General features: G+C 48.8%; 15 protein-coding genes. 6 read left to right on the top strand and 9 right to left on the bottom strand.

Annotation, left to right across the window (positions count from 1 at the left end):
• Positions 1–8 precede the first annotated feature (8 nt).
• Both PKX57_RS03250 and PKX57_RS03245 read right to left on the bottom strand, forming a co-directional pair.
• Complete coding sequence (locus PKX57_RS03250) at positions 9–4,487, bottom strand: fibronectin type III domain-containing protein (protein WP_472415996.1); 4,479 nt, start codon at positions 4,485–4,487, stop codon at positions 9–11.
• Between the two features lie 60 nt (positions 4,488–4,547).
• A complete protein-coding gene (locus PKX57_RS03245; RefSeq protein WP_213922700.1) occupies positions 4,548–5,813 on the bottom strand; it encodes a hypothetical protein in 1,266 nt (421 codons plus the stop codon).
• A 285-nt stretch (positions 5,814–6,098) separates the two neighbouring features.
• Here PKX57_RS03245 and PKX57_RS03240 point away from each other — a divergent pair, with 285 nt between their 5' ends.
• On the top strand, positions 6,099–6,842 hold the full coding sequence (locus tag PKX57_RS03240) for a sugar transferase (RefSeq protein ID WP_472415091.1): 744 nt from the start codon (positions 6,099–6,101) through the stop codon (positions 6,840–6,842).
• Between the two features lie 45 nt (positions 6,843–6,887).
• On the opposite strand, the gene PKX57_RS03235 is transcribed toward PKX57_RS03240, so the two are convergent.
• The gene (locus PKX57_RS03235) at positions 6,888–8,648 is read right to left on the bottom strand and encodes an NADH-dependent [FeFe] hydrogenase, group A6 (RefSeq protein WP_472415994.1); all 1,761 of its coding nucleotides are present in this window, start codon (positions 8,646–8,648) and stop codon (positions 6,888–6,890) included.
• Positions 8,649–9,002: 354 nt separating this feature from the next.
• On the opposite strand from PKX57_RS03235, the gene PKX57_RS03230 reads away from it, so the two are divergent.
• The 5 genes from PKX57_RS03230 to PKX57_RS03210 all read left to right on the top strand — a co-directional run bounded on the left by PKX57_RS03230 (position 9,003) and on the right by PKX57_RS03210 (position 15,998).
• Positions 9,003–11,018 carry an Ig-like domain-containing protein gene (locus tag PKX57_RS03230; protein ID WP_213922697.1) on the top strand — a complete coding sequence of 672 codons (2,016 nt, stop codon included), beginning with the start codon at positions 9,003–9,005 and terminating at the stop codon, positions 11,016–11,018.
• 220 nt (positions 11,019–11,238) lie between these two features.
• The gene (locus tag PKX57_RS03225; RefSeq protein WP_213922696.1) at positions 11,239–12,420 is read left to right on the top strand and encodes an NAD(P) transhydrogenase subunit alpha; all 1,182 of its coding nucleotides are present in this window, start codon (positions 11,239–11,241) and stop codon (positions 12,418–12,420) included.
• Positions 12,421–12,448: 28 nt separating this feature from the next.
• The gene (locus PKX57_RS03220; protein ID WP_213922695.1) at positions 12,449–12,739 is read left to right on the top strand and encodes a proton-translocating transhydrogenase family protein; all 291 of its coding nucleotides are present in this window, start codon (positions 12,449–12,451) and stop codon (positions 12,737–12,739) included.
• Positions 12,736–14,664, top strand: a complete 1,929-nt coding sequence (locus tag PKX57_RS03215) for an NAD(P)(+) transhydrogenase (Re/Si-specific) subunit beta (RefSeq protein WP_472415992.1) — start codon at positions 12,736–12,738, stop codon at positions 14,662–14,664. The genes PKX57_RS03220 and PKX57_RS03215 overlap by 4 nt, the downstream gene beginning before the upstream one ends.
• A gap of 110 nt (positions 14,665–14,774) precedes the next feature.
• Positions 14,775–15,998: a diphosphate--fructose-6-phosphate 1-phosphotransferase gene (locus tag PKX57_RS03210; RefSeq protein ID WP_213922068.1), complete on the top strand. Its 1,224-nt coding sequence runs from the start codon at positions 14,775–14,777 to the stop codon at positions 15,996–15,998.
• A 43-nt stretch (positions 15,999–16,041) separates the two neighbouring features.
• Here the strand turns inward: PKX57_RS03210 and PKX57_RS03205 are convergent, their stop codons facing one another.
• From PKX57_RS03205 to PKX57_RS03180, 6 genes are all read right to left on the bottom strand, one after another.
• Complete coding sequence (locus tag PKX57_RS03205) at positions 16,042–17,277, bottom strand: glycosyltransferase (protein WP_213922069.1); 1,236 nt, start codon at positions 17,275–17,277, stop codon at positions 16,042–16,044.
• A 74-nt stretch (positions 17,278–17,351) separates the two neighbouring features.
• Positions 17,352–18,620 carry an extracellular solute-binding protein gene (locus PKX57_RS03200; protein ID WP_213922070.1) on the bottom strand — a complete coding sequence of 423 codons (1,269 nt, stop codon included), beginning with the start codon at positions 18,618–18,620 and terminating at the stop codon, positions 17,352–17,354.
• Positions 18,621–18,759: 139 nt separating this feature from the next.
• Positions 18,760–19,629: an ABC transporter permease subunit gene (locus PKX57_RS03195; RefSeq protein WP_214075124.1), complete on the bottom strand. Its 870-nt coding sequence runs from the start codon at positions 19,627–19,629 to the stop codon at positions 18,760–18,762.
• On the bottom strand, positions 19,626–20,702 hold the full coding sequence (locus tag PKX57_RS03190; RefSeq protein WP_472415990.1) for a carbohydrate ABC transporter permease: 1,077 nt from the start codon (positions 20,700–20,702) through the stop codon (positions 19,626–19,628). The genes PKX57_RS03195 and PKX57_RS03190 overlap by 4 nt, the downstream gene beginning before the upstream one ends.
• A gap of 27 nt (positions 20,703–20,729) precedes the next feature.
• A complete protein-coding gene (locus PKX57_RS03185) occupies positions 20,730–21,719 on the bottom strand; it encodes a LacI family DNA-binding transcriptional regulator (RefSeq protein WP_472415988.1) in 990 nt (329 codons plus the stop codon).
• Between the two features lie 309 nt (positions 21,720–22,028).
• Entirely contained in the window at positions 22,029–22,889 is an 861-nt protein-coding gene (locus PKX57_RS03180) for a DegV family protein (protein WP_472415987.1), read from the bottom strand.
• Between the last annotated feature and the right edge of the window lie 377 nt (positions 22,890–23,266).

Here is a 23,266-nt window from a genome sequence, read left to right as displayed (position 1 = left end):
TAGCGCACTCAATTGTATTCATTCAGAAGCACTGGGTTACCTGCCGATAGAACGTCGTATATTAGCAGTCTGTTTCCCGCCCTTACGGCGAGAAGTCTTCCCGAAATCCTTATCTCCTCGACCTGCGAAATCTCTATATCCCTCAAAATCACAGGTTGGGACGGACTGGAAATGTCTATTATCGAGACCCCTTTGTCCGTTATGGCATAGATAATGTTGTTCGATACAAAGAGCTTCAAGACTATGTAGTATTTCCCTAAATTGCTCCTGACAGACCGGGAAAGGTCTATCATTTTAAGTCCGCCGTCTATACCAGCCTCTCCAGAGAAGACCAGGTCCTGAACGGCCACGACAGATCTGGCGTAACCGTTGAGAGAGACTGTGAACCTCGAGGAGACATCCCCGTACGAAGAGCCACTCCTCTCGAGCACCTTTATCCCGGAAAGCGCATCGGCGAGATAGATCCTTGAAAGATCCTCGCTGACAAACATATCGACCGGCGTTGTCCAGTCTCTGAAGACGCTTTCGCTCCTGATCGGTATCCCTCTGTTGTCGAGCGAGATTCTGAGAACCACCGCGGCGCTCTTGGTATCCAGCAGCCAGAGATAACCGCCGGCCAGTACGAGTGTCTCGGGACTGGTTCCCGTGTTCAGACTCGAAACCGTCTCGATGGTGGTTCCGCTGACCCTCAGTGTCACGAGTCTTCCGGTGTCATCAACCATATAGATCAGATCGCCGTTGGTGACCGGGGAAACCTTTCCCTGGTACTGGTAGGGGTTCCTGATCACGCTAACTGTACCGGATGTATTATCCATAGAGATAACATTCAACGTACCGTTAACGTACACAGCCACCGTAGTGGAATCGGAAACCTGAACAGGCCTGCTCTCGGTGGAGAACTGCCAGAGCGGCGATGAGGAGACCAGATTTCCACCCTCCCAAAGTTCAACCCTCCAGAAGTAAGTGGTTTCCATCTCCAGCTCGCCCGTGTAAGCGAAGGAGCTGGAGGCCGAGGTTCCGACCATCGGCAGGAACGATCTCGAAGTACCGAGATAGATCCTGAACTCACCACCGGTCGTTCCCTGCGTTCGCCAGGAGAGGACCGGTTTAATGCCTATCCCTTCACTCCCGTTCGATGGAGACGGAGTGTCGATAGTCACGGCTCTCTGGGTCGTTGTGAAACGCCTCAGAGGAGAATCGAGCGTTATCCTGCCGTCGCTCACTCTGATATACCAGCCATAGCTGTTGCCCGGCTCAAGGTTGGTCACCGTGAAGGAATTAGAGGTTATACTCTCGCTTACAAGGAGCATATCGTTGTTTTTCCCAAAGTACAGAGAGAAACTTAAACGGTCGCCATCTTCGTCGCTGGCCGACCATCTCAATTCGACGGAACTCTGATCGACTACTGCACCCTCTTGCGGTGACGTGAGAGCTATAAGCGGCGGGTTGTTTGTAATTTCTGACGGAACTTCGAACCTTCTTATCTCGCTTCTGGAAGTATTTCCACTCACGTCTGTGAGCTGTACGTACCACTCGTACAACTTTCCTCCACCGAGTCTTCCGGTGGTATAGGATCTAGAGTTAGGACCGATGATTATGGGGGAGAGGTTGCCGGCCTCTCCGAAGAATAGTTCGGTACGCGAGATATTGTTCTGTGGGCCCTGAACCTCCCAGCTTAGCGTGACTCCTGAAGAATCTGCTATCGCGTTGTTCTGTGGAGTCAGCAGTGTTACGCTGTTACCCGAACCATTAACGAATCCAATTGGCGAACCGGCATATTCACGATCTCCATCGATAACGGATACGGCCCAATAGTATTGCTTCCCTGTTTCAAAAGTTATTTCCGGTCTGTAATTGGCCTCCGTCGTTCTGGCCCTAACCAGTGGATTGAACCCTTCGTCGTACAACCTAAATATGTAACCTTCACCGGCGCCTACGTGCGACCATTCGAAGTTTCTCTCGCCAGAGTAAAGGCCACCGCTTGTGGGATAGATATATGTGATCGGCGAGTATCTGCCTTTGAAAGCGATCGAGGCCCTTCCCTCTTTGCCTCCGGGGTCGGTGGCTACAACAGTCAGGGTATAATCCCTACCTTCCTCGATCCGCTCAACTCTGTAAGAGAGCAGATTGTTTCCACTCGCCACGGGGGTTGCGCTCTCTTTGCCTGTTTCGCTCAAGAAGACAGATACGGAGAGACTTTCTCCCTCGGGATCGTCGAGCTCCCAGGTGAATTGTAAAGGAGCGGCTACGCCTTCCAGGAGTGTGCCAGACGGTAAGGTGAAGGCTACGGTGGGGGATTGATTGCCGGTCGTAAAGGTCCACTCCGGCCCTTTGTTTTTCTTTCCGCCGTCGTCGATGATTTCTACCCACCATCTGTATTCGCGGCCAGATAACAGTCCATCCACCACCACCGAGTTCGAGCTGGTGTTCAGAACCTTCTCTTCACCGCCACTTATTTTAAAGTGAACGATCGAACTGGCTACAACACCGTCACTATCGCTGGCATCCCAGACAAGAGCGAGCCTTTCGGTTGAAACGTCGGTGGCACCGTTCACAGGCGACCTCGCGGTCGGAACCTCTGGCGGGTTGTTGAAAGTCTTGAAGGTTCTAACTTCACCCGTTCTAACTTCTTCGCCGATCAGTAGATCGACACTCCAGTAATACCGCGAATTGCTCTGGAACTCCTGATTGACTTTCAGTGCCTTCTCCTTCACTGTTCTCTGGATCACTATCTCTTCCATTTTCGGGTCTCTCGAAAGTGTGAATCGGTACTGGGCGTTTTCCGGCTCCTGATCTATCTTCCAGGTGAACTCGGCGTTTCTGAGTGGCAACTCCAAAGCTTCCTGTTCCGGCAAGAGCAGGGTAACGACTTCGAGGGATTTCTTGCCAGTCGTAAAGACTCTTTCGGAGCTTCTGGCGAATGCTCCCTTGTCGTCGCTCGCTATAACGTACCATCTATACTCCCTCTCCTCCTGGAGATCTCTGACGGTAAACCTTTCAACTTCGATGTTTTCGAATACCTGTCTCTGTCCAAGCGAATTGATGTGCAATTGGTACTTGAGTCTGTCGCCGTCGCTGTCGCTACCCGACCATTCGAAGGTCACTGCCGTAGGCTCAACCAGACCTTCGGTCTCGGGTCTGGAAAGTACTACGGAAGGGGCACGGTTGCCGGGAGTAAGAAGTATCTCCTTCTCTGCCTGTGCGCCCCGTCCATCTTTCGAAACTACCTTGAGCGTGTACTGTTTTCCGATGTTAAGACCTGAGAGGAAGACGGAGGTCATCTTTCCCGACGCGATCCTCACAGGTGTTTCGTTGACTTCTCCGAAGAAAACTTCGCTGGTTATTTCGTCACCATCTCTGTCAATGGCCGTCCAGCTCACGGGAACACTGGTAGATGATGTGGTTAAATCGGGGTACTGAATATCGATCACCGGTGGCCTGTTGGCAGTGGTGAACGTCCACTGGTCGCTTCTCTTTTCCTTTCCAGATGCGTCTCTTACAACTACATACCAGCTGTAGGATGTATGACCTTTGATTGAAGGAACAACTATCTCTGTCTTGTTGGAGGTGCCTGCCAGCGAGGCCCTGGACTGTCCTTCGGCAATATATATATCGAAGAAGAGCCCGTCCGGGTAGTAATCGAGAGGGAGAGAGGTCTTCCAGGAGAGCGTCGCTATATCGGCGTCAAAACCCGTCATGCCGTTTACTGGCATACCGGGCGATAGGGCCGGAAGTTCTGCGCGTATCTGGGTCGTGAAAGAGTCGGTCTTGGACACAGACTCGCCACTGTAAGGATCCTTCGCGACGACTTTCCAGTAGTACCTGGTTGAGTAATCGAGTTTTTTGAGGGTGGAAATATCTATCTCTGTATCTCTAGTTCCTTTTAAAAGAAGATCTCTATCGTCCAGCCTTGGTTCTCGCCCGAAGTAAACATCGTAGATCAGCTCGTCGTTATCGAGATCGGAGGCCTCCCACTTGAGAACTAGATCCCTCAAGGCCACGTTGGCAGAATTCTGACTGGGTGGAATCAGCACCGGTTTTTCCGGATAATGGTTCATTAGGACGAAGGTCCATACTTCGCTCTCGGCCGATTTTCCCTTCTGGTTGTAAACACGGACCTTCCACCAGTACTGGGAGTGCGGTTCTACCGGATAGCGGAAAACGAAGGAAAAGATTCCTTCGGACTGTGAAGTTAGAGTACCCTCTATATCCTGGGCAAGCTTAACGAGGCCGTTACGGTCCTCTCCGGCGAACACTTCAGCCATCAAACCCTGCCTGGGCCTCTCGTAAACGGCTTCCCATTTCAATTCTATGAACTGCTCTGCCAGAACCCTTTCCCCGTTTCTAGGAATTGGTGAAACATTCGTGATCAATATTCTAGGTTCGGGAGCTGGCCACAGAAAAAATACCGCCACGACGGCAGCCACTACGACAAACAGAATGGTAATTATGATCGGCACTATAGATGAGCCCCTGAGATACACCACTGAATCCCTCCTCAGATACCCGGACCGTTGAACTCATTGGAAAAACCTTCCAACATGATTTTACACATCAAAAAAAGTTCCGCTTCTGGCTGTCTTCTCCACAAGGCGAACCGTGCTCAGTTTCTTTATATGTTTGGACTGCACCAGAAATTCGTCCCCGATCATTTCTATGGTAATATACCCCAATTCGACTCTTCTGGCAAAACCGTTGCCCGGGTTGTCATCTATCAATTCAACGACCGGCTTCCACGTCCCGGTGTTGGCATAGAATTTTTCCTCTCCGTTGTTAGATACCATGCGAAGCACATGTCGATGATTATGACCCATTATTACACCTTTCAGTTCACCTGGAACTATCGCTGGAGAGCCATTACCGTATGCGGCGAAGTAGTCGTTGTTCATGGCTTTTCTGAATCCCTTCATACCTTCCGCGCCCAACATTCTACGGGCCTGCCTGTACAGGTTGTCGGTCTTTCTGAATTTGCGTGTTGCCATGACCATTCTTACCATGAAATCGCCCAGTTTCATGCCACCGTAACGGTTAATGAAAAGTCCTGCCAGGATCTTCAATACCGGCCAGTTTCTGTCTATCCAGACTTTTGCGAAGGGTGTTTTTAGAAGTTTCACGAAGTTTTTAGACCACTCTTCCTGAAGATCGACGTTTATATCGAATGTTCTTCTTATATAATCGAACCACTGGAAAACATCAAGCGTCGGGTGTATGTTCTGGTAGTCCCTGACTGACTGCTCCGGCAGTTCGGCCCTCATGAGCAGGTGATCGAAATTCTCCATCATGAAGCGTGCCATGAAATCACCGAACGGTTGCTCCAACTGACCGGTTTTCCTGTTTAGGAAGAAGCGGTTGACGATATCGTACTGATTTCCGTGAATGGCAAGCGTTTTGAACTGTCTGTCGAGATAGTACGGCACGATCTTCACCTTGTCGTTTCCACCGAGGATTTGTCGCACTCTATCGCAGAGTTCCTCTTTGAACAGGAGAAAAGAGTCGTGATTTCCGACTATGTAAATAAGATCTCCGGTCTTGCTGAACTCCCTGAAAACTTTGAAGACATCTCTGTGTCGTTCCTCTATCCTGTCGATCAACGAGACGTCTAGACTGTCCAGGAGCTCTTTGTAGGAGACCATACCCTTCTCCTTTACTTTTTCCGAGGTCAGAAGCTCCAGTCCGTCTCCAACTATGACTATTTCGTTGAAACCCTTTTTATTTGAACTCTCAATGAGCTCGATGAGGTCTTCGTCAAACTTGAAATCGTCTTTGAGTGTACCGTCGCCAATATGAAGATCACTCAGATATAGCTTTTTCATCGATTCCTCCCCATCATCCATATTACTCTATATTACCGGGGTTTTTTCAATATTCTGTGAAAATGTGGATTCAAATAATGCCAGAAAAGTGAGAGAATACTAAAGATGAGCCTCTATTATTTTATAGACCTTTTTTGTGCACTGGCGTTCTTTTGGCTCGGACCTTTGGAATTTTTTACAGGACTGGGTTTGAGCCTCTTTATAAGTTTCTCGATGCGCGGTTATGAGGGAATGGTCCTGTCTGATAAAAGAAGACAGAGGTCTTCCACCCTCGGTTCCGCCGCATTGATTTGTCTCTTTCTTCTCTTGCTTCTACTGATCCGCCGGTTGTCGATTCTCTCGGTTATGCCGGCGACCTCAACGGTTTTCTTCAGACACGCGGTGTTGTTCAGGTTCGGCCGTTTCAACTTTGATGAGTCGCAATTGATGGAAATAGAAGGTCTTTCACTGGAAGAGATTCGGGCTTATGACAGATTAAAAAGGCTTCTAGATGTTTTAGTCGGAGGCCTTTTCTTTATTATCTTTTCACCCCTTTTAATCCTCATTACCCTGATCTCGCTAATTACCGGCGGCCGGCAGGTTTTCATCAGTCAGGATCGCGTCGGAAAGAACGGTTCACTTTTCAAGATGTACAAATTCAGGACTTACGGCACCAGAGACGGTCGCAATGAAATAACCGTTCTGGGGCGCGTATTGAGACCGCTTCGGCTCGATGAACTACCCCAGATAGTAAACATAATCAAGGGTGATATGAGCCTTGTTGGTCCCAGACCGGAACTACCGTCCTTTCACAAGCTGGGAAGCGACAATATACCCGGCTACTCTCTCAGATTGCTGGTGAGACCGGGGTTGACTGGCTGGGCGCAAATCAACTACAAATACACTGTAACAGTCGAGGAATACAGAATCAAGACGGCCTACGACCTTTACTACGTAGCGAGAAGATCTTTCTATCTCGACCTGAAATGCCTCTTGAAGACTCCCTATGCTCTAGCAGTGACAGTTTTCGAAAGAGAAAACGGCCAGTAAAAAGGGGAGCCTCACCGGCTCCCCTCATTATATCTGGCAGATCTTTCAACCCTTAGATACTTCTTCCAATTCCTTCTTTCTCTCTATTACGCTCTTCTGGTTGTTCTTATAGTGAGTGTGGAGAAGTTCGTGAGAGAGGTGACCGAGAGGTTTGCCGAGATAATCTTCGTATATCTTGGTTATGGCAGGGTTCTCGTGAGACTTTCGGATCTTCGAGTCTCTATCGATGTTGTAGATCGCCTCCATTCTCTTCTGAAGATAACCGGGCTTACTGGATTTCGGCTGACCGCCCCCGCCTATACAACCGCCGGGACAGGCCATGACTTCTACGAAGTGGTAGAACTTCTCTCCCGAGCGTATTTTTTCCATCAGCTGAACAACGTTACTTCCACCGTGAACCACGGCGACTTTCACTTTGGTACCCTTCATATCGATCTCAGTCTCTTTGACTCCATCAAAACCTCTGGCAAATTCGAAGTCGAGTTTTGGAAGCTCCTCGCCGGTGTATAGTTCATAAGCAGTTCTCAGGGCCGCTTCCATGACTCCTCCGGTTGCTCCGAAGATGGCGGCGGCTCCTGTGGAGATTCCCAGAGGTGCATCGTATGGTTCCTCTTCGAGCGATTCGTAGGGTATCTTGTACATCTTGATCAACTTGGCCAGCTCTCTGGTTACAATAACGGCGTCGGTTGCCTGCATACCCTTTACCGAAAGAGTTTCTCTGCTCTTTTCATCCTTCTTTGCGGTACAGGGCATTATCGAGACCAGATAGATATCTTCGGGTTTCTTGCCGATCTTCTCAGCAAAATATGTCTTGATAAGGGCGCTCATCATTTCCTGTGGAGACTTGGCCGATGAAAGATTCTGGGTGAATTCGGGATAGAGCTTCTCCATCATGTTGACCCAACCAGGGCAACAGGAGGTGAACATTGGGAACTTACCGCCCTCTTTCACCCTTTCCAGGAGTTCCGAACCCTCTTCAATTATAGTGAGGTCGGCCGTAAAATTGGTATCGAAGACATAATCAAAACCCAGTCTTCTCAGCGCTGCGACCATTTTGTCGGTGCTTATCGATCCGGGTAGCTCACCAAACTCTTCGGAAAGTGCCACACGTACAGACGGGGCCGTCTGGGCAACTAGAACCTTGTCGTGTTTGCGAAGAGCGGTGATGACATCTCTGAATTCCATTCTTTCGGTTATCGCACCGACAGGGCAGGCAACGGAACACTGTCCACAATTAATACAATCCGTAGCGGCGATAGGTGCTCCTAGAGCCGGGAGTGGAAGCACGTGGTAGCCCCTGTTGACTGGCGATAGTATCGACAACCCCTGAAGCTCATCGCAAGCCCTGACGCATCTTCCACAATCTATACACTTGTTCATATCCCTGAAGAGTGATGGACTGGAAATGTCGTAAGGAACATTCCTCAAAGTCTTGGGGAATATATCCTTCACATCGTATTGGTATATTAGGTCCTGAAATTCACATCTGCCGTTGACATCACATGTCATACACTCGTTCGGGTGATTGGAAAGAAGAAGACCAAGATTGAACCTTACAGCTTTGTTCACTCTCTCAGAACTTGTCTTGATTTTCATTCCATCCGACACCTGTGTTGCGCAGGCCGGTGAAAGATTCCTCGCTCCCTCAACTTCAACAACACAGACTCTGCACGAACCTACGACAGATAGGGACGGGTGGTAACAAAGCGTTGGGATGTTAATCCCGGCGTCACGGCAGGCTTCAAGAATACTCTGATTTTCCTTTACTTGGTAATCCTTGCCGTTGATGGTGATAGTAACGGGCACCTATAGCACCTCCTTAGAAAATCTTCAACAGATATATTGAACGTAAAAGATTGTGATTTTTCTATCAAGTTGATTCTAGCACAAGCGGTGCACAATATGCCAGATAAAAGGTTAAAATTATTATATCAAAATAAATGCATGGCCAGTTCGAAGGCCTTGAAAAAAAACAGCCTTGGACTCGATAGATGTTAGTAAATGAACTACTGGTCATAACTGCCAGAACTAGTTGGTCTAGCCAGGCGAACAATCTACGGTCAGTTTGGTGTCATAATAATAGAGACTTCTCTTTGGCAAGATATCGGAGAAGATTATAATGCTATTGTACAGTTTTCTCTTCTATGGAGGTTGTGCGGTATGAGAAAATGGTTCTTCTGGGCTCTTTTGATGGTAGTAGTGATGGTGGTTTTCGCGATCAGGCTACTGCCAGATATGCTTAACAAGCCACCGGTGTTGAACATTCCCGATCTGATAATCGATGAGGGAGCCGTCCTGACCATCGATTTGCACGATTATTCGAGTGATGAGAAAAAGAGTTTGCTCGTCTTCCAGAAGATCTCCGGACCCGGCGAGATAAAAGGTAATCTATACACGTTTTCTCCAACCTTTCAGCAATCTGGTAAGCATTCGGTGAGCATCACAGCCAGTGACCAGAGCGATCAAATCGCAGAAGAAACTTTCATCATCGAAGTCAGGGAAGTTAACCGTCAGCCGACCTTTGCCTTGCCGTCGCTAACTTTAGGAAAAGGCGAGATGGTTTCCATAAACCTGGATGATTATGCGAAAGATCCAGACCTAGATACTTTGATTTACTCGATAGAAATGGGTGGCGGTCAGATAATTGGCAGCAGTTATACCTATAAACCGTCTTTTTCAAATTCCAGAGAAGAAACTGTCAGTATAAGGGTGTCCGACGGAAGGGGAGGAATTGCAACATCGGTACTCAAACTCTCCGATAGGGATTTCATCGCTTCCATTGATCAACAATCGCAGCGTGCCACCGATACCACAGCGCAGGGGACAGCTGCAACCGGAACGGATACGCAGGTACAGACACCGATAGCCACCAACAATCCGCCGGTGGTATCTGTTCCAGACCAGAGGATGAACCAGGGTGGAACTCTTGCGATAGATCTGAAGGGCTTTGTCATCGACAAAGACAACGATGCGATTACGATAAGGAAAGTATCGGGACCGGGAACGCTGGAGCGAACACTGTACTCATATTCGAGTCCCCCCAACGATAGCGGTCAGAAGGTGGTAGAGCTTGAAGTCTCCGACGGAAAGACCACAGTGCGATCCAGCTTCAAAATTGATGTGATAGCTCAGAACAGGTCGCCAATCGCCGTCGATATTCCCCAGAACTCCGTAGTACAGGGCCAGACTTTTTCACTCAATCTCAACAACTATTTCAGCGACCCCGATGGCGATCCGCTGTCGTACCAGATCCTGAGTGGACCGGGAAACATTCAAAATGGTTTTTTCACTTTCCAATCGCAGACCACAGGCCTCTTCTCAACTACCATCAGGGCTTCCGATGGTAAGGGAGGAACTGTTGACAGAACTGTAACAGTCAATGTTCAGGCTTCCAATAGACCTCCCGTTATCTCGATAACTCCTAGAAGAATCGCCGAAGGAGAAGTCCTGACGATCGACCTTGCGGCCAGTTCTTCAGATCCAGACAACGACAGGTTGAGCTACACCCTTGTATCGGGGCCGGGAACTGTTCAGGGTAGCGTCTATACGCTTAGGACGGACTTCAACTCGGCCGGAAACTACTCGGTGGTTATCAGGGTCGACGATGGAAAGGGAGGTAACACAACTGGCTCCTTTGCCGTAGAAGTCAGGGATGTCAACAGACCACCGTTGCTGGAACTCTCAGGTATAACCGTTCCGGAAGGTTCAACGTATGTAGTCGATCTCTCGAAGGTTTCTTCGGATCCAGACGGCGACGCTCTTACCTACTCTATAGTGCAGGGAATTGGAAGGATAGAGAACAACAATTACATTGTGGAGCCAGACTACGACGACTATGGTTTCTATACAGTGGTGATAAGGGCTTCAGACGGCAAAGGGGGTCAGGTTTCATCTACTTTCGATCTTCTAGTAGCGGACACTAACAGGGCACCACTATTCACGATACCTGATCAGACAACGATGTCCACCAGAACATTGAGGCTGGATCTCAGGGAGTTCAGCAGCGACCCGGATGGAGATTATCTCAGGTACGAACTGGTTTACGGGCCGGGTTTGTTGACCGGAAGCATTTACTCCTTCACTCCCGAGGGACTCGGCACAAGTACGGTCATGTTGAAGGCCAGCGACCTGAAGGGCGGCGAAACGACTACCACATTCACAATTACGGTCAGGTAATTGAGGATTGAAATGAGATATCGATCAAAAAATGCGATTGCGCAAATGGAAAACATACTATAACTTCTTCCTGGTTTGTAATCTCGAAGGGTAAGCATCTATAAAGCCATAGGAAGCGTTAATCGAGTTCCAAGGATGGAATTCAGCTGTTTACGCCCCTAAAGACTCTATTGTATAATGAGGCTGTGTTTTATCAATCACTGCTGAGGAGGAATTTTGAATGAAGTTTTCAGGACTAACGATCGGTGTTCCAAAGGAGATTCTGGCCCGCGAAAAGCGTGTCGCGGTCACCCCGGATGTTGCCAAGAAATTCGTGGATAATGGTGCGAAGTTTCTGATCGAGAGCCACGCTGGAGAAGGTGCCTTCTTTTTTGACGAAGATTACGCCGCTGTCGGAGCCGAGGTAGTATCCAGCGCACAAGAGGTCTATTCGAGGGCCAATCTCATTCTCAAGGTCAAGGAACCGCAGTTCAATAATGATCTGGGGAAGCATGAAGCCGAACTGGTAAAAGAAGGCGGAACGATTGTGGCTTTCCTTCATCCGGCTCATGATGTCAACCACAAGTCTATCAAGATTCTTGCAGAAAGAGGTATCACGAGTTTCACTCTGGACAGCATACCGAGAATTTCGAAGGCTCAGTCTATGGATGCGCTCACTTCTATGAGCACCATCGCAGGCTACAAATCCGTGATCTTCGGTGCCAACCGCATCAAGAAGTTCATACCCATGATGCCGACATCGGCCGGTATGATACCGCCCTCCGAAGTGATCGTCGTCGGTGTAGGAGTTGCCGGTCTTCAGGCTATCGCAACGGCCAAGAGGCTTGGAGCAAAGGTCAAGGCTCTCGATATAAGACCAGAAGCGGCAGCTCAGGCCAAATCTCTGGGTGTCGAAGTAATCCCATTCGATGTTCCTCAAGAACTCGCCATTGGCAAAGGTGGCTATGCAAAGAGGTTGCCTAAAGAGTGGTACGTGAAGGAACGCGAAATTCTCGCCAAACACCTTTCAACATGCGATATCCTGATACTCTCGGCCTTGATACCCGGCGAGGTCGCCCCCACACTGGTTACCAAAGAGATGGTCGATACTATGAAGAAAGGTTCGGTCATAGTAGATATCGCGATCGATCAGGGTGGTAACTGCGAGGTTACGCACGAAGGTGAGGAATACGATTACAACTCCGTATGGACAATCGGAATATTGAACATCCCGGCAACACTTTCCATAGATTCGACCAGAATGTTCTCGAGCAATATCTGGTATTTCGTCGATAATCTCGTAAAAGATGCGAAGATCAATGTCGATATGGACGATCAGATAATTCGTGAGACTCTGGTGACTCGTGGAGGTTCAATTGTTCACCACGGAACGCTTCTGTCGATGGGACTTATAAACGAATAGTCGTAAAGTATCAGGAAGGAGGATTTCTATGCTCGTTGCTTTGCTGATTTTTCTACTCGCCTGTGCAATCCTCGGATACAGGATAATATCGTCGGTGCCTTCGCTGTTGCATACACCCCTTATGTCGGGTATGAATGCACTTTCTGGCATCACGGTTCTGGGTGCCATCGCAGTTTTCGCGACTGTTGATTCCGGGATTGTGCGTTTCTTGAGCGGTACAGCTCTTTTTATGGCCATGATAAACGTTGTGGGAGGTTTCTGGGTGACGGACCGGATGCTGAAAATGTTCAACACCAGCGGCAGGAGAAAGGGCGAATGAGCGTCATAATTATTTCCGCGATCATAATAGTCGGATTCATTGTTCAGATAAGATTGATGCAATCTCCTAAAACCGCCCTGCTTGGAAACCGGATCGGCGCTATCTTCATGGCCGTGGCAGTACTGTACACGATAATCGCATACGGCGGCATAGGAAATCCTTCTTTGTGGCTATGGTTGATAGTCGGGGGCGCGGCCGGAGTGTGGTTAGGACAGATAGTCAAGATGATACAGATGCCTCAGATGGTAGGTGTATTGAACGGTTTCGGAGGTGCAGCCTCCGCTCTGGTGGCCGTCGCGGGAAGCGTTCAGTACCCCGAAAATGCCGTCTGGTATCTCTGGCTGACAGCCTCTTTGGCTTTGGCGGTAGGTATGCTGACTTTCACGGGTAGTCTTGTGGCTGCGATGAAGCTCCAGGGAATGATATCTGGAAGACCGGTTCGTGTCGATAAAAACGGCCAATCGCAGAAGGGACTGCTGATCGCCGGAGCGGCAGTAATTCTCTTTAGTATAATTTTCACCGGCGTATTCAACCTCTGGCTTGTTTTGCTGGCTATCGTATCGGGTATCTACGGAGTGATAATGGCTCTGAGAGTGGGCGGGGCCGATATGCCGGTCGTTATCTCCCTGCTTAACTCCTTCTCGGGAATTGCGGCTTCGATCACAGGTTTCGCCGTGGAAGACCCTCTTCTGGTTGGTGTCGGGGCGATTGTCGGCGTCTCCGGTCTTATACTCACCAGAATAATGTGCAAAGCCATGAACAGAAGTCTTTCGGCCGTTCTCACGGGAATAACGACTGTCATGGCTCAGGCTCGTCAGGAAAGCCCGGTCCGGCCACAGTCTCCATCAATCGATCTACCTAAAGTCGCCGAAAATAAGACTGGACTCTCAGCGGTGGTGGGAAATGCCAGGAGAGTGATAATAGTTCCCGGTTACGGCATGGCGGTGGCGCAGGCTCAGGACAAGGTCAAGGAACTGATAGACAAACTCGAGCAATCGGGAAAAGAGGTCAAGATCGGCATTCACCCGGTTGCCGGGAGAATGCCGGGCCACATGAACGTTTTGCTGGCCGAGGTGGGCATCGACTATGACAAACTGTACGATATGGAGACCATAAATCCGGAATTCGAGAAGACCGACCTGACGATTGTTGTGGGTGCCTGTGATGTGGTCAACCCTTCCGCCAACACGGCCGAGGATACACCGATATACGGAATGCCCATACTGGAAGTTGACAAGTCCAGGCACATAATCGTATGCAATCTAGACGAAAAGCCCGGTTATTCAGGTGTGGAGAACTCTCTCTACTCTATGGAAAATGTGACCACCATCTGGGGTAATGCCTCCGAAACCGTTCCCACCATAACAAGGTTGCTGGAGAAGACTCCAGACGAAGAAGAGAGAGTGGGAAAGGCCGGGTCAAAAGCACTGGAGTCTGTTGTAAAGAGTGCCAAAAGAGTGATAATAGTTCCCGGTTACGGCATGGCAGTGGCGCAGGCTCAGGACAAGGTCAAGGAACTGATAGACAAACTCGAGCAATCGGGAAAAGAGGTCAAGATCGGCATTCACCCGGTTGCCGGGAGAATGCCGGGCCACATGAACGTTTTGCTGGCCGAGGTGGGCATCGACTATGACAAACTGTACGATATGGAGACCATAAATCCGGAATTCGAGAAGACCGACCTGACGATTGTTGTGGGTGCCTGTGATGTGGTCAACCCTTCCGCCAACACGGCCGAGGATACACCGATATACGGAATGCCCATACTGGAAGTTGACAAGTCCAGGCACATAATCGTATGCAATCTAGACGAAAAGCCCGGTTATTCAGGTGTGGAGAACTCTCTCTACTCTATGGAAAATGTGACCACCATCTGGGGCAACGCCTCTGAAACCGTTCCCATCATCACACGGGCCTGTAACTGAAGGCGCTTTCATTTGAATGGAAACAGACGCCACCAGTGGCGTCTGTTTTTTGTTGTGCAACCGACTGTCAATGGGTGGTATGATGGTATTCTATCCAGGGGGTGGAAAAAATGAAGAACGCTGTTTACGCACAATCTGGGGGAGTGACGGCCGTAATCAACGCTTCGGCCTACGGCACAATCGTTGCCGCTTTTGGGAGTCGTGATATCGCTAGGGTCTTTGCGGGCGTCAACGGGATCAAGGGAATACTGAACGAAGAGCTCTTCGACTTGACCGACGAAAAGCGGAGTGAGATAGAAAGAATCCCATACACTCCCGGTGCGGTCTTTGGTTCTTGCAGAACAAAGCTGGAGAAGGACGAAGACTTCGAAAGGCTTTTCAAAGTCTTCGATGCTCACTCGATAGGTTATTTCTTCTACAACGGCGGCAACGATTCTATGGATACGGCTTACAAGATACATAGAAAAGCTATAGAAATGAACTTTCCACTGAGAGTTGTCGGTGTACCCAAGACTGTCGACAACGATTTGCTTCTCACCGATCATTGCCCTGGTTATGGTTCGGCAGCCAAATTCACGGCCATCTCGATACGTGAAGCCACCAGAGACCTGAAATCTATGTACAGCGATTCGACGAAGGTGTTCATAATGGAGTCGATGGGCCGTCATGCAGGATGGTTGGCGGCATCGGCCGCGCTGGCCGGTATAGATCAACTTCAGGGACCGCAAATAATTTTACTTCCGGAGGTGGCCTTCAATCCGGAAACCTTCCTTAGAAGAATCGAAGAGGTTATCAAAACCGATGGATACTGCTCCATAGTTGCTTCCGAGGCCCTCAAGGGGAGCGACGGGAATTATTTGTCCACGGCCGGCTACTACGACGCCTTCGGAAATGTTCAGCTGGGCAAGATCGGCCAGTATCTGGAGAGGCTGGTGAGGGAAAGCTTGAAATGCAAAGTTCATGTTGCGCTTCCAGATTATCTCCAGAGATCTTCAAGGCATATAGCCAGCCTTATAGACTGGCAGGAGGCTATAGAAGTTGGAGCCTTCGCCGTCAAGGAAGCGGTGCGCGGAAAGAGCGGATTCATGGTTTCCATAGAGCGGACTTGCGACAGACCCTATCTCAAGGAGCTAGAATGCGTCGATCTCTCGCAGGTCGCTAACGGAACGAAGTCTCTTCCGGAGAGCTTCATTTCCGAAGATGGTTTCTATGTGAGCGACAGTTTTTTATCGTACGCGCTTCCGTTGATCCAGGGAGAGGCACCGAACCTCTTTCTTCATGGATTGCCTATCTATGAAAACATGGCCAAGATCAAAGTCAGAAAGAAATTGTAAGAAAGTGTCCCCGATCGACCACACTGGAAGATCGGGGATATACCTATACTATGAGATCCGAGAAGAGCTGCAAATACTGGTAGAGATGTCGGGTACTTAGGAAAGCTCTCCGGACTATCTCATAACCTTTGTTGCCCATTTCCTCGGCCATTAAGGGGTTTTCGAGGATCTTCCCGGTATATTCGATAGCCTCGTCGATACTGTTTACCAGGTAACCGTTGACACCGTGATGTACTTGCAGCGGAATACCTCCAACGTTTCCGCCGACAACAGGTGTCCTCTTCCACATCGCCTCGCTCATAGTCAATGCAAAGCCCTCTCTGAGAGATTTTTGGATCACAACATCGCTTAGTCTCTGTGAAGCGTTGACCTCGATATCCCCGATTCCCTGGAAATTCGACAGAACTTTCACATCGTAGTCCATACCAGTGTACCTGAGGAGATCTTCGTAAATCTTCCAGCCTTCTGGATCATCGGAGGCCATGGAACCTATCATGAGTAACTGGAGACCTTCGAATCTCTTTTTTAACCCTCTATAGACATCCACGACTCCCATCGGGTCTTTCCAGGGATCAAACCTGGAGACCTGCGTGATGATGGGTCTGCGTATATCCACACCAAGTTTCTTCACTGCGTTCGTCAATTCAACATCTGAAAGATCTCTGTTTTTGTTGCTGAGTGGATCTATAGAGGGGGCTATTTCGTAGATCTCTCCGATGGCTATCCCCTCTTTTGCGTAACTCTTCAAGGTAAAGATCCCCGCGTTGTACGAGGCAAGGAACGAGTTGAGATATTTCCAGAAGGTCTGGTTGGGAGAGGATGTATCGATATGGCATCTCCAGACGAGTTTAGAATTACCAAAATCCGCGAAGATAGGAAGTCCAACAGGCTGCGGATCGTGTATCACTACGATATCGTACTCACTGGCCTCAATGAAGCGCGCGTTCTCTTTGGCTACACTTTCAAATAGACTGCGGTCTTCCTGCGAAAGAACATCTTCTTTTCCCTGCAAGGCGTTGTGCATACGTTTAGTCAAATCGAAATATTCCGGCGGGGCTTCGACCACTTTCCAATCAACCTCGAGACCGCAATCATTCATGAGAGGAATCAAAGTGTGGAGAAGCTCGGCCACCCCCCCACCAAAAGCCGTGGCGTTTATGTGCAGTATCCGCGCTCCTCTGAGTTGTTCTGAAAGTCTTTCTATATCTTCCAGAACGGAGCTTTCGCTGAACGATACATATTCTTGAAGGTTCTTTTTAACTGTCTTAACTGTTTTCACCGCTTCACCTCTTTAGATTCTTCCTAACAAACATACTGGCCCCTTCCGGGGCCAGTATCCCGAACGCTATTGTATCAGAATCCCCAGACTATTTCAAAGCCGGTTATGTCTTGTAGATCGAGCGCCAGCTCTTCAAGGACGTTCTGGGCGTCTGATGTTCCGGAGAGAATGCGGTGAACTGCCTTGAAGAAGAGGGTGGATACTTCGTTGTATCTGGGAGCCGTCGCTGTAGATGGTCTCGCCACTGCGTTTATAAAGACATCGAAGAGTGATCCGAAGAAGGGATTGGCTTTTATAACTTCATAGTCTGCATAGAGAGCCTGTATAGTCGGGTTCATCGAACCCTCGACGGCTCTGAGCTTCTGAATCTCGTAACCGGCCATGAATAAGGCTAGATCTGCCGCTTCTTTTGGATTTTTACTGTACTTGCTGACTGAAAGTTGCCAACCTCCAAGCGTTGCAGCTCCATTCCCGCTCTTACCAGCCGGAAGCGGTGAAACGTCGAACTTACCGGCGACATTACTGTCGGGGCCTTTGCTAAGACTGTAGCAATAGGGCCAGTTCCTCATGAAAGCTGCGTTTCCCGTTTGCCACACTGCCCTTGCATCTTCCTCGGCGAAGGTCAGAACGCCTGATGGCGATATGGTGCCGATCCAGCCGGCGACTTTTTCGAGTATCTCAATAGCGTTGGCATTGGCTATTGTTATCTTCTTGTCGGGGCTGATAATAGTACCTGCGTCGTTGGATGCCAGCCACTCGAGAGCATCACATGTTAGTCCTTCGTAAGCATTGCCCTGCCAGACAAAGCCCCAGAAGTCGGGGTTGGTTTTTCTTTCGCCTTCCTGAATGATCTTTGCGGCATTCTCAAGTTCATCCCAGGTGGTGGGTGGTTTCAGTCCGTACTTCTCGAGCAGGTCGGTTCTGTAATAGAGTAATCCAGCATCGGTGAACCAGGGAATTGCAACGAGTTTACCATCGACTGTGTTGTTCTCAACTATTGCCGGGAAGTGCATCGAGACTACTTTATCAGCGTTGTATTCATAGAAGTCGATGAAATGTTGTGCCAGATCGCCAGGCCATATTACGTCAACCTGATAGACATCGATCTCAGGGCTCTTCGCTTCGAGAAATTGCAGATAAAGTCCAAGTCTGTCCTGGACCATATCAGGGGTGTCAAGAACCTTGACCGTGATATCGGGATGGATACTCATATAAGCTTCAGCTGCCTGCTTTGTGAGCTCGAGCTCCTGTCCGACCGCTCCGGCCGCCACAGTCAGAACGATCTGTGAAAACGCCACCAATGCTACAAGCACTACCATTAGGGTAAGCAGTAACTTTCTCATAAAAATACCTCCTTAAAAATAGTTTCTAAAGATCTTTTCTAGTTTCACATACAGTGTTTCACTTTCGTTCTAGAATCTTCCGGGATCACCCCCCTGTCTTCCCATCAGACCATGCGCGATTCGAAAACAAGGAATATCTTCAACCTTTCACCGCCCCGGCCGTGAGGCCCTGAACTATCCTTCTCTGGAAGATGAAGACGAGAACAACTATGGGAACGGTGACAACCACAGCACCGGCCATGATTTCACCAAAGGGAACCTGTCTCGAGACGCTTCCGGTAAAGAGCGAGATAGCAACCGGAATAGTTCTCGCTCCGGGTGCTATAGTTGTAAAGGTTAGCGCGAAGATGTATTCGTTCCAGGCAGCAATGAAGGCCAGTAGTCCAGATGTGACCATCGCGGGGGCGGTGAGTGGCAATAAAATCATACGAAATGTCTGGAAGGGAGTAGCTCCATCTACCCATGCCGATTGCATTATCTCCGAAGGCAACTCTTTGAAAAAGGCCGTCAACACCCATGTTGTGAAGGGCAGGGTGAAGATCATGTATGAGAGTATTAGGCTGAGCCGGGTGCTGAGATTTAGCGTTGTGATGACGGCGTAAAGTCCCGACAGAACAGTTATCTGAGGAAACATTGTCAGGGAGAGTATCAGGTACAGGGTGGCCTTTTTCCCTTTGAATCTCAGTTTACCCATGGCATAAGCTGCGAAAGAGCCCACACCAAGTGCCAGTAGTGTTGTGAGTCCGGCCACTATCGTACTGTTCCACAGTGCCCGGACGAAAGTTCCATCCTTGAAGATGGCCACGTAGTTCTGAAGCGTGGGGGAGAATCTTCCCTGACTGTCAACCGGAAGAAAGGTTGCGGGTGTCATCTGTAGCTGAGATTCCGATTTCAATGAGGAGTTGACCGCCCAATAGAAGGGGAAGAGCATATAGAAAAATATAAATATCACGAGTATCCAGAAACCTGTCTTTCCCAGTATCCAGAGAGTTCTCTTATTTCCAGTCATTCCTTATCAACTCCCATGAATCGCATATATATTACCGCGAAGACGGCTATGAAAATGAAGATGATCACCCCTATCGCCGAAGCCAATCCCATATTTCTGTTTCCGATGAGCTGGTAGTAATTGTAGGTGGCCATCGAATACATTCTATTTCCCATTAACACCTGGAAAACATCGAAGGCTCTCAACGCGTCGAGTGTTCTGAATATCAGCGCAACGGCCAGAGTCGGTTTGAGAAGAGGTAGCGTGATAGAAAAGAACTGCCTGAACTTACTGGCACCGTCAACCCTTCCGGCCTCATAGAGCTCCCTGGGTATCAACTGGAGTCCGGCTAGAAGTAGAAGAGCCATAAAGGGCGTCGTCTTCCAGACGTCGACCGCTATCAACGTTGGCATCTGAAGCGCAAGTGAACTGAGGAAGGAGAGGCTTCCATCACCAAGTCCAAGTCTGTTCAGGACCATGTTGAATAGACCGGCTCTGGTCGGCTGTAACATCCACTCCCATATTCTTGCCGAAACCACTGTTATCACGGCCCAGGGAACTAGCATAGTTGCCCTCATCACACCCCTGCCCTTGAAGTTGCTGTTCACAACCAGCGCCACGCCAAGGCCGAGGATTGTTTCCAGGAATACGGATACGACTGTGAATACCAGTGTGTTCCAGATGGCTTTCATGAATTCCGGATCTCTCGCGCCGACTACGTAGCGTTTACCGAAAAAGGAGAACTGGAACCATTCCCTGTATCTCACAGGTGTCCTGGGCAGTACCCTGACGGCCCTTTCGTAAACTGCTTTGCCCGAAGCATCGGTCTGGGGTTGCCCTGTTTCTGTGTCGATTACCGGAGGCATCTCTTGAATCGTCAAACCCAGAAGGCTTTTGTAGTTTTCTATACCTATGAAATCGGGTGCTTCGTCAGTTCCGGAGGCAAAGACCCTGTTGGTGAAACTCGTATAGAAGACCTCGAACAGTGGATAGAAGGCCACGGCCGCAAGAATTACCAATGCCGGTATCAGAAGCCTGTAAGCGGTTCTCTGTTCTTTCTGTGCAAGAGTGAGCTTACTATCTTTTCTGGCCATAAATCCTCCTCAACTTCGTTTGCTGGTTCAGGCAGTTTTTCTACGCACCACGTATGGCAGAAACTTGACCGGTTGAATATAGCCAACCGGTTCTTCGATTCTATTAATAATGAGTTCGGCCGCTTTTCGTCCCATCTCCTCCATCGGTTGCTGGATCGTCGTAAGTCCGGCCCTTTCTGTCCAGCTCTGGTTGTCGTAACCGACCAGGAAGAAGTCCTTTCCAGGTGTCTTCTTAACGGCCGAAGCTGTTTGAAGAACTTCGAGCGCGAAGTTGTCGGCTAGTGCAAATATGCCTGGTCTTTCGTAATTGAGAAGAATGTCGGCTATCCTTTCGTGGGCTGTGTCGAAGAAGAAGGAAGTATATACGGCATGATCCTTTCCGAATCTATAGCCGGCGGCTTCGAGCGTTTTCGAAAAACCTAGCAACCTCTTTTCAAAGTTCTCCGTTGCCAGTACGTTGTTACTCTCCTCAAAAGTAACGGTGAAAAACTCCTTTACACCGTTATCGAGCAGTAATTGGGCAGCGTATTTTCCTCCGAGAAAATTGTCCAGATAGACACAATCGAAATCCTCCGATTGTGATTCCAGAAGCACTATATTCTTCCCAAAATCGATCCTGCGCTTCAGAAGGAACTCCATGTTCATCGTACAGAAAACTGCTCCATCGGAATCTCTGAGAAGTGTGGTGTCGTTGTGCAACCTTTCCAGTCTCCGACCGGAGAAGAGCGGATATATAACCATTTCGTAGTTCATCGCGTCAATCGCGTCGTCGAATGCCTTCATCACACGCCAGTGAAACTCGGTTCTCACTTCAGGCATGAAAAAGAGCACCCTCCTGGTTCGCCCGCCTGCCAGTCGTCGGGCAACTGAGCTGGGTCGATAACCAAGCTTGGCGATAGCCTTTGTCACTTTTTCTTTCGTCGAAGGCTTAACAGAACCGCCATTCAATACTCTAGAAACGGTACCGATTCCAACACCTGAAAGCCTCGCAACATCTCTAATAGTTGGTTTTCTCAAGCAAATTCACCCTATACCGTGATGTAATATTGGAAACGATTCCATTATAACAATTGAATTACATATAACCTAAATCCCTATAACTAGCATTTAGGTCAATTATTGGCTATTGGAAGCGATGTGAAAAGAAGAAGGACATTATTCTTTTGATTCGATGGAATATCTTTCGATTGTTTGATATAGCGATCTTTTTCGAAATACGAAGATGGAACTGTCTTTCTGGGTATACACAGATCGATGGGACGAATGGAGGTCCCGGAGATGGAAGTGCTTTTTGGAAAAGCGAGTTTCCAGCAGTGAGGTTGTCTTCTACCCAACCAACGCGCCTATGCCGATAATTCCACTTCCTCCGTGCACGAGAATTCCGGCCGACAGCTCACCCGCAAAAAGCACCTTTGAAAGACCGCTTATCTGTTCTTTCACCCAGGAGACCAGCGTCATGGTTTCGTTGTCGTTGCCGGAATGGTATAGCGCGATGCAAAATATCTTTTTGCCATTAACGGCCGATTTAAGTCTTTCAACCATTTTCTCAACGGCTTTTTTCATTCCTCTGGTTCTTCCTACCTGGGAAAAAACCCCACTTCGGTCGATGGTGACAACGGGTTTAACGTTAAGTATTTGTCCCAGAGCCGCTTCCAGTTTACCGATTCTTCCACTTTCTTTCAAGTATTTCAGGGTGGGAAGTACAAAGAAAACGATATTATCCTTACCGGCGCGCTTTCTGAGATCGGAGGCGATCACTTTCAGAGAATCGCCCCTCTCTTTCATCATAAAGGCCCGATAGACAAGCATGGCGGCTCCACCAGAGAGCGAAAGTGAATCTATACACTCGATGTGAACGTTCGGATTCTCGCTCATGAATTGAGCGGCCATAGTGGCGAAGAGATTGTGTGTACCGCTTAAAGAACCCGAGAGATTTATAACTAGGAGTTCGTTGTAGCCGCGTTCAACCATCGATCGGTAAGATTCCAGTACATCTGTAGGATTTGGTAGAGAAGTGTGGGCAAAATTCCTTTCCAGATGCCGTAGTATTGCTTTCTTTTCGATTTCCTGACCCTCACGATAAGACTTTCCATTCAAAATCACCATGACCGGTACCACAAAAACATCGTCCCGCCTGGCCAGCTCTTCTGGAAGATCCACTACTGAATCACACACAAAACCTATCAAGACGGATCAACCCCTCCCGGATTTGACAAATTGGCGAACCATAGAATCGTTACTGTGGAAACGCATGGTTCAAAAAAATCTTCACTAAAAAGATTATACCCCGTCTCCCGACCGATAGATGAACGATTATCACGGTTTTGGTTTGGAAGAATGAAGGGATCGATAAACAGAAGCTTCCGTTTTGGATTCTCGATGGTACAGATAGTAAAATATACTATTGATACGAAACTATGATGCTTAAAACCATTTTGAGGTGTAAGAAGAGATCCTTTACGTTATGACTTTCGTTACGGGGTTCCAAAGTATTAAACGGGTATGATTTGTGTTTAGAGAGTGATTATCGGGTGAGTTCAATGTGGAGAAGATTGCTTGGAGAA

The sequence above is a fragment of the Mesotoga sp. genome, from assembly GCF_035363035.1.
In the GTDB taxonomy this organism is placed as follows: Bacteria; Thermotogota; Thermotogae; order Petrotogales; family Kosmotogaceae; genus Mesotoga.
The sequence above is the reverse complement of the archived record's forward strand: the minus strand, read 5'-3'. Positions and strand labels throughout refer to the sequence as shown.